Genomic DNA, 9,283 nt, shown 5'->3' with positions numbered 1-9,283 from the left:
AGCCGGAAACACCACACCCTTCGGACGCCCCGTCGAACCCGACGTATAAATCACATACACCGGATGCTCAGGCCGCAGACCCACAACATCAACCGGCCCCGAAGGAACCCCGGCCAGAACCTGGCCGAAGCCAGGCTCGTCAACAACGAACCTCACAGCAGACACGTCGGCGGGAATGCTGTCAGCAGTCTCAGTGGCCGTGATCACACACACCGGGGCAGCGTCCGCGAACATGTACGCGATCCGGTCCACCGGATACTCCGGATCCACCGGCAGGTAGGCAGCGCCCGTCTTCACCACGGCAAGCAATGCCACCGGCAGCCACTGCGAACGCGGCAACATCAACGCCACCGTCGACTCCGGCCCCGCACCCGCCCCACGCAACACACGCGCCAACCGGTCCGACGCCGCATCCAGCTCCGCGTACGTCAGCCGCACATCCTCGAACACCACAGCCAACGCACCCGGGAACTCCGCAACCCGCCCAGCGAACAACTCCGGCAACGACACCCACGGCACCTCCACCGCCGTGTCATTGAACCCCGAAACCAACTCCCCACGCTCACCCACCGACAGGACCTCAACCGACCCCACCCGCACATCCGGCGATGTCACGACCCCAGCCAGCAGACGAACAAAACGCTCCACCAGACACACCGCCGAGGAACGATCGAACAAGTCAGTCGCAAACTCCACATGGCAGTCCATGCCCCCAACAGCCGGCTCCCGCTCGGCGACCCTCAGCAGCAGATCGAACTTCGCGGTGCCCGCCTCGGCCACTTCAGCCGTGAGCGTGACGCCTGGGAGCTGCAGCTCAGCTTGGGCGTTGTTCTGGAAGGCGAGCATGACCTGGAACAGCGGGTGCCGGGACATCGACCGCGCCGGGTTCAACACCTCCACCAGGTACTCGAACGGCACGTCCTGATTGGTGTAAGCCGCCAGGTCCGTCTCCCGCACCCGCCCGATCAGCTCACGGAACGTGGGATCACCGGACAGGTCCGTGCGCAGCACCAGCGTGTTCACAAAGAACCCGACCAGATCATCCAGCGCCTCATCCGTACGACCCGCAATCGGCGAACCAATCGGAATGTCCGTACCCGCACCCAACCGCGACAGGAGAGTGGCGAACGCAGCCTGGAGCACCATGAACATGCTCGCCCCCGACTCCCGGGCCAGAGCGGCGAGCCCCGCGTGCAACTCCTCGTTCACCTCGAAGGCAACCCGGTCACCCTGGTAGGAGGCCACCGCAGGCCGCGGCCGATCCGTCGGCAGTTCCAACTGCTCCGGCACACCGGACAGCGTCTCGGTCCAGAACGCCAGCTGCCGGTTCAGCACGCTGCGCGGGTCGGACTCCTCACCCAGCAAACCCCGCTGCCACAGTGCATAGTCCGCATACTGCACCGGCAGCGGCTCCCACGTCGCTGCCCGGCCTTCCACCCTCGCCTCGTACGCGGCCGCGACATCCCGCGCGAGCGGCGCCATGGACCAGCCGTCACCCGCGATGTGGTGCAACACCACCACGAGAACGTTGCTGTCCTCAGCCAGCTCGAAAAGGGCTGCGCGCAGGGGCAGTTCACGGGTCAGGTCGAAGCCCCGCCCGGTGAACTCGGCGACCAGAGCAGCCAGCGAGTCCTCCGTCGCCGGCTCTGCCTCCACCTCGATGAGATCGGCACCGGCACCACGGATGGCCTGGCAGGGAGTGCCGTCCGCCCCCTCCGGGAACACCGTCCGCAACGACTCATGCCGTTCCAGCACGTCCTGCAGAGCCGCCGCCAACGCCTCGTGATCAAGCATGCCATCCAGACGGAGCACGACCGGCATGTTGTACGTGGAGGCGTCCGTGCCTTCGAGGCGGTTGAGGAACCACATGCGCCGCTGGGCGAACGACAGCGGAATCTCCGCCGGCCGCTCAACCGCCGACAGGGCCGTACGAGCGGCGTCCGCCCGGCCAATGCGCTCGCCGAGATGAGCGACGGTGGGTGTCTCGAACAGGGCCTGCAGCGGCACCTCCACACCAAGAGCCCTGCGAATCCGGCTCACCACCCGGGTGGCGAGCAGGGAATGCCCGCCCAGATCGAAGAAGCTGTCGTCGATCCCGACCGACTCCAGCCCCAGGACCTCGCCGAACACCACGCACAGCGCTTCTTCGCGTGCCGTGCGCGGCGCCCGGAATGCGGTCGTGGGGTCGTACTCAGGTGCGGGCAGGGCTCGGCGGTCCAGCTTCCCGTTCACCGTCAACGGCAGTGCGTCCAGGACGACCAGCGCCGACGGCACCATGAATTCGGGCAGACGCTTCCCCAGCGACGCGCGCAGTTCCGCGCCGTCAAGGGCGTGTCCGGGCGCCGGCACGACGTAGGCGACCAGGCGCTTGTCACCGGGCCGGTCCTCACGCCCGATCACGGCCACCTGGGCGACCTGCGGGTGAGCCGCCAGTGCCGCCTCGATCTCGCCGAGCTCAATACGGAAGCCGCGCAGCTTGACCTGGTGATCCGCACGCCCGGCGTATTCCAGGTTCCCGTCCGCACGCCAGCGCGCCAGATCGCCTGTGCGGTACATTCGCTCGCCCGCGGCACCGAACGGATCAGCCACGAACCGCTCAGCGGTCAGCCCGGGCCGGTTCACATAGCCGCGGGCCAACTGCGCGCCTGTCACGTACAGTTCGCCGGCCACGCCGACAGGCACTGGCTGGAGCCAGGCGTCCAGCACGTAGACGCGCGAGGTCCCCTGCGGCCGACCGATCGGTACGGGGCCGTCCGGGAGGTCGGCGCCTGAAGCGATCCGGTACTCGGTGCAGTTGACGGTGGTCTCGGTGGGGCCGTAGGCGTTGAAGACCGTTGCCTTCGGGTGGCGCCGACGCCATGGGGCCAGGTCCGTTCCGGCCAGCGCCTCGCCCCCGACGACGAACTCGGCCGACGGCGACTGATCGTCGGGGAGATCGTTGAGGAGCAGGAGGTGGCTGGGAGTCACCTTCATGAGCGTGGGCCCTGTGTGCGCCGACGCCGCTGCGGGCGCGTTCCCACCGGGGGCATCCTGATGGAACATGTCCACGATGCGTACGCATCCGCCGACGACCAGCGGCGTGTACATCGACGTGATCGCCATGTCGAAGGTGATCGGCGAGTGCAGAGCGGTGATCTCTTGCGCGCTCGGATGGTTGACCGCCGCCCAGCACAGATAGGCAGCCAGTGCGCGGTGTTCGATCATCACACCCTTGGGGCGGCCCGTGGAGCCGGAGGTGTACATGACGTAGGCCCGGTGTGAGGCGAGCAGCGGCGTTGACAGCTCCTCTACCCGCAGGTCATGGGCGTGGTCGACATCCGTGGCCGCGTCAGGCGCGCCAGTATCCACCATGACGACAGGCAGTCCCGGCGGCAGCGCGACGTCGCTGTCGGCGAGCGTGATGGCACAGACCGCGGCCGCGTCCTCGACCATGTAAGCGATGCGCTGCGCCGGGTAGTCCACGTCCAGCGGAAGGTATGCGGCGCCCGACTTCATGACCGCGATCAGGGTGACGATCCCGTCGGTCGATCTCGGCATGGCCACCGCCACCACGCGCTCCGGTCCCGCACCGAGCTCGATCAGGCGTCGCGCGAGCCGGTTGGCCCGGGCATTGAGTTCCGTGTACGTGAGGACCTCGCCGCCGCCGTCCACGGCCGGCGCGTCTGGCGTACGGGCCGCCTGCGCTTCGAACATCGCGGGGAAGGTCAGCGCGGGCGCGGTTGCCTCCCCGCTCGCCGAGCTCCACTCACCCAGCAGGCGCCGGCGCTCCTGCGGGGCGAGGATCTCCGCCTGTGTCACGGGCCCGTCCGGGTCGGCGACCAGTGCACGCAGCAGACGGACGAACCGGCTCGCCATCTCCTCGGCTGTTTCGCGGTCGAAGAGGTCGGCGGCGTAACTCCACGTGCCAGTGATCCCCCCGGGATGACGTCCGGCTGTGGACGCTCCAGTGGCGGGGGTGGGGGCGAAGGTCTCGTCGAGGCTGAGGGAGAGGTCGAACTTCACGGCGCCCGAGGGTGCCTGCTCGACCGCGATATCGAGGCCGGCGATGCTCAGGTCGGGCGGGGTGGTGTTCTGGAAGGCGAGCATGACTTGGAACAGCGGGTGGCGGGACATGGACCGCGCCGGGTTCAGCACCTCCACCAGATGCTCAAACGGCACGTCCTGGTGGGCGTACGCCGCCAGGTCCGCCACGCGCGCACGCTCCACCAGCTCGCGGAACGTCGGATCACCCGACACGTCCGTGCGCAGCACCAACGTGTTCACAAAGAACCCGACCAGATCATCCAGCGCCTCATCCGTACGACCCGCAATCGGCGAACCAATCGGAATGTCCGTACCCGCACCCAACCGCGACAGCAGCACGGCCAACGCGGAGCGGACCACCATGAAGAGGCTCGCACCCGTCTCCCGTGCCAGTTCCGTGAGACCTGCGTGCAGCTCCTCGTCGATCTCCACCGGAACGCTGTCACCCCGGTACGAGGCGACGGCGGGCCTGGGGCGGTCCGTCGGAAGTTCCAGCTGCTCCGGCGCTCCCGTCAACGTCTGCCGCCAGAAGACGACCTGACTGGTCATCAGGCTCTGCGGGTCGGATTCCTCACCCAGCAGCTCCCGCTGCCACAGCGAGTAGTCCGCGTACTGGACGGGCAGCGAATCCCACGCCGGAGCACCACCGGTGATCCGTGCTTCGTACGCGGTCGCGACGTCCCGCGCTAGCGGTGCCATCGACCAGCCGTCACCCGCGATGTGGTGCAGGACCACCACGAGGACGTGGACGTTCTCGTTCACGGCGAACAGGCAAGCCCTCAGCGGCAATTCGCGCGTGAGGTCGAAACCACGCGCCGCCCGGGCCGCGACGGCCGTCGCCAGCTCCTCCTCCCGTACGTGCTCGACCGGCAGCGGCACAGCACCGGTGGCGTCGGCCACCTGCTGGAACGACGTGCCGTCGGCACCCTCCGGGAACACGGTCCGCAGGCTCTCGTGGCGCGCCACGACGTCGCCGAGAGCGGCCGCCAGCGCTTGCTGATCCAGTGCTCCGGTGAGGCGCAGGGCGATCGGCATGTTGTACGCCGCTCCGGAGTCGCCCTCCAGACGGTTGAGGAACCACAGGCGCTGCTGCGCGAACGACAGGGGTATCTCGGCAGGCCGCCGTGCCGGCTCCAGCGCGGGCCGCGAGGCCTCCGCGCCGCCGATGCGCTCGACCAGCAGGGCCACGTTCGGAGCCTCGAAGAGGGCGCGCAGGGGCAGCTCCACCCCCATTTCCGTACGGATGCGGTTGACCAGGCGGGTGACCAGCAGTGAGTGCCCTCCCAGGTCGAAGAAGCTGTCCTCGATGCCCACCCGCTCCAGCCCGAGGACCTCGGCGAACAGGTCGCACAGCACCTGCTCCCGAGCGTCACGGGGCGCAGCGCCCGACACGACCGACGAGAAGTCGGGCACGGGCAGGGCCTTGCGGTCCAGCTTGCCGTTCACCGTCACCGGCAGCGCTTCCAGCACGACCACCACCGCCGGGACCATGAACTCCGGCAGTCTTTCGCCGACGAACTTCCGCACCGCGCCCGGGTCCACGCCCTCCACGCCGCCCGCGCCCGCGCCCGCGACGGGAACGGCGTACGCCACCAGCCGGGCGTCGGCCTCGCCCTGGGCGTGCACCGCGACGACGGCCTGCTCCACCAAGGGGTGTGCAGCCACGGCCGATTCGACCTCGCCGAGTTCCACCCGGAACCCGCGGATCTTGACCTGGAAGTCCGTCCGCCCGAGGAACTCGATGTTCCCGTCGGCGCGCCAGCGCACCAGGTCACCGGTGCGGTACATGCGGGCGCCGGGCGGGCCGTAGGGATTGGCGACGAACCGCTCGGCGGTCAGGGCCTGCCGGTTCACGTAGCCCCGTGCGAGCTGGATACCGGACACGTACAGCTCCCCGGCGACTCCGGACGGGACGGGCCGCAGCTTCGCGTCGAGCACGTACGCGCGGGTGTTCCACACGGGGGCGCCGATCGGCACACTGGAGGCGCCCGGCTCGTACCGGTACGGCCAGCGGGTGACGTCGATGGAGGCCTCGGTGGGGCCGTAGAGGTTGTAGAGGCGGGCCTCGGTCAGTGTCGTGCGGAACTTGTCGGCCAGCTCCAGGGACAGGGCTTCGCCGCCGAGGATGACGGTGTGCAGCGAGGAGCACGTGGCCGAGGCGGCCTCCGCCAGGAAGACGGCGAGCATCGACGGCACGAACTGGAGGGTCGTGACCCGTTGTGCCCGGATGACCTCGACCAGGTAGGCCGGGTCCCGGTGGCCGCCGGGCTTGGCGACAACGAGGGTCGCGCCGACCTGGAGGGCCCAGAAGAACTCCCACACCGACACGTCGAAGCCGGTCGGGGTCTTCTGCAGGATCCGGTCGCCCGCTCCCTGCGGGTGCTTGGCCTGCATCCACGCCAGCCGGTTCACGATCGCATCGTGCGGGATCATGACGCCCTTGGGGCGCCCCGTCGATCCGGAGGTGTAGATCACGTACGCGGGGTTCGACAGCGTCAGAGGGACGTGCCGCTCCTCGTCACGCACGTCGCCGTCCGGCCTGCCCGCGAGGGAGTCCTCGAAGCCCGGGTCGTCCACTACGACGGTCGACGCGTCCGCCGGCAGGAACGGCAGCATGTCCCGCGTGGTCAGGACGCACACCGGCCGGGCGTCCTCGATCATGTAGGCGATCCGATCGACCGGGTACTCCGGGTCGACCGGCAGGTACGCGGCGCCCGCCTTGACGGCGGCGTACACGGCGACGACCTGCTCGACAGAGCGCGGCAGCGCGAGCGCGACCAGGCCCTCGGGGCCGGCGCCCCGGTCCATGAGGAGGCGGGCGAGCCGGTTCGCCCGGGAGTTCAGTTCGGCGTACGTCACCTCGACGTCGTCGTACACGACCGCGACGGCGTCCGGCGTACGCCGCACCTGCCGCTCGAAGAGGTCGGGCAGCGGGGCTTGGAGCACGTCGGCCCCGGTGTCGTTCCACTCCTCCAGGATCCGGGTGCGCTCGGCCGCGGAGAGGACGTCGAAGTCGCTGAGTGCCTGGTCGGGCCGGAGAACGGCGGCATGCAGCACGCGGACGAAGCGCGCCACCAGTTCCTCCACCGACGCACGGTCGAAGAGGTCCGTGGCGAACTCCAGTTCACCCGCGAGTCCCGCGCCCTGTTCCTGGTTCTCCGTGAGGTACATGCAGAGGTCGAAGCGGGCCGCGGGCGCCACCACGCCCAGGTCGGAACTAGTCGAGACGGTCAGGCCGGGCAGAGTGAGGTCCGCCCGGTCGTTGTTCTGCAGGACCAGCATGACCTGGAAGAGCGGGTGGCGGGACATGGACCGCGTCGGGTTGAGCACCTCCACCAGGTGCTCGAAGGGCACGTCCTGATTGGCGTAAGCCGCCAGGTCCGTCTCCCGCACCCGCCCGATCAGCTCACGGAACGTGGGATCACCGGACAGGTCCGTGCGCAGCACCAGCGTGTTCACGAAGAACCCGACCAGATCGTCCAACGCCTCGTCCGTACGACCCGCGACCGGCGAACCGATCGGAATGTCCGTCCCCGCACCCAGCCGCGACAGAAGCGTGGCGAAGGCCGCCTGGAGCACCATGAACACGCTCGCACCCGACTCCCGCGCCAACCGGGCCAGCGAGGAACGGAGTTCGCCGTCGATCGCGAACGAAACCAGGTCGCCCCGGTAGGAGGCGACCGCCGGGCGGGGCCGGTCCGTGGGGACGGCCAGTTGCTCGGGAAGGTTGGCGAGAGCCGATGTCCAGTAGGCCAGCTGGGAGTTGAGCACGCTGTCCGGGTCCGATTCGCTCCCGAGGGTCGCCTGCTGCCAGAGCGTGTAGTCGGCGTACTGGACGGGCAGCGGCTCCCAAGCCGGGAGGCAGCCCTCCGTTCGCGCCTCGTAGGCTGCGGCCACATCCCGGGCGAGCGGCGCCATGGACCAGCCGTCGCCCGCGATGTGGTGCAGTACCACCACCAGGACATGGGTTCGCTCGTCCTGTGTGTACAGGTGCGCGCGGAGGGGAAGCTCGGCGGTCAGGTCGAAGCCCCGACCGGTGGCCTCGGCGACCATGTCCACCAGGCCGTCCGGCGAGGTGGCCGTCGCCTCCAACGTGACACGTGCGCCCGTCCCGGACACCACTTCCTGGTACGGGGTGCCGTCCGGGCCTTCCGGGAAGACCGTGCGCAGCGACTCGTGCCGCTGGACGACATCATTCAGAGCGGCTTCGAGCGCGTCACGGTTCAGGGTGCCGGTCAGTCGCAGGGCGATGGGCAGGTTGTAGGTCGACGCCCCTGCCCCTTCGAGGCGGTTGAGGAACCACAGGCGCCGCTGCGCGAACGACAGCGGGATCTCTGCCGGACGCTCCATGGCGACGAGTGCCGTGTGCGCCGCGTCCGCCTCGCTCAGGTGGCGGGTGAGCTGGGCGACGGTGGGCGCCTCGAACAGCGCCCGCAATGGGAGTTCGACTCCGAGGGTGGTACGGATGCGGCTCACGACACGGGTCGCGAGCAGGGAGTGGCCGCCGAGGTCGAAGAAGCTGTCGTCGATGCCGACCTTGTCCAGTCCGAGGACTTCGGCGAAGACCGCGCACAGCACTTCCTCGCGTGGGTTGCGCGCAGCCCTGGAGGTCGCTGCCGACACGTACTCCGGTGCGGGCAGGGCCCGACGGTCCAGCTTGCCGTTCGCTGTCACTGGGAACGACTCCAGCACCATCACGGCCGCCGGCACCATGAACTCCGGCAGGATCCGCTCGACGAAGCGCCGCAACTCCGCAGGGTCGACGGAGGTACCGGGGGCACTGACCACGTACCCAGCCAACCGCTTGTCGCCCGGCTGGTCCTCGCGCGCGATCACCTGCGACTGAACGACATCCGGGTGCGAGTTGAGAGCCGCTTCGACCTCGCCGAGTTCGACACGGAACCCACGGATCTTCACCTGGAAGTCCGCACGCCCCAGGAATTCCACCGTCCCGTCCGCGTTCCAGCGCGCCAGATCACCCGTGCGATACATCCGCTCACCCGGCACGAACGGACTGGCCACGAACCGCTCAGCCGTCAGACCGGGACGATTCACATATCCACGCGCCAGCTGCACACCCGCCAGATACAACTCACCCACAACACCCACCGGAACCGGCAGCAGACCACCGTCCAGCACATACACCTGGCTGTTGGCCACCGGCGCACCGATCGACGGGAACACCGGCCACTCGGCCGGCTCGCCCTCCAACGTCAGTGCTGTGATCACGTGCGACTCGGTCGGACCGTAGTAGTTGTGC

At 69.0% G+C, this 9,283-nt stretch carries 1 protein-coding gene; it reads right to left on the bottom strand.

Annotation, left to right across the window (positions count from 1 at the left end):
- On the bottom strand, positions 1-9,283 hold a 9,283-nt coding region (locus ACIRA5_RS53435), incomplete at both ends, for an amino acid adenylation domain-containing protein (RefSeq protein ID WP_403705924.1).

Source organism: Streptomyces sp. NPDC096311, from assembly GCF_044763085.1.
Lineage (GTDB): Bacteria > Actinomycetota > Actinomycetes > Streptomycetales > Streptomycetaceae > Streptomyces.
This window is presented reverse-complemented; position numbering and strand designations above follow the sequence as displayed.